The organism is Mesorhizobium sp. WSM4849, assembly GCF_055811385.1.
On sequence record NZ_JBVVPW010000137.1, the window covers coordinates 1 to 240 of the forward strand.

At 61.7% G+C, this 240-nt stretch carries 1 protein-coding gene; it reads left to right on the plus strand.

All coding sequences use genetic code 11. From position 1 onward, the window contains the following. A partial coding sequence (locus AC0L3L_RS36540) for a methyl-accepting chemotaxis protein (protein WP_473642233.1) occupies positions 1-240 on the plus strand: 240 nt, incomplete at both ends.

A 240-nucleotide genomic window follows, 5' to 3' on the forward strand; every position in this document is an offset into this window, starting at 1 on the left:
GTGGTGCAGAATGCCGTCATGGCCATGCACGCCATCGAGAAGTCATCCGGCGAAATCACGAACATCATCGGAGTCATCGATGACATCGCCTTCCAGACGAATCTCCTGGCGCTGAATGCCGGCGTCGAAGCGGCACGAGCCGGCGAGGCCGGCAAGGGTTTCGCCGTCGTTGCCCAGGAAGTCCGCGAACTGGCCCAACGCTCGGCCAATGCCGCCAAGGAAATCAAGGCGCTGATCACC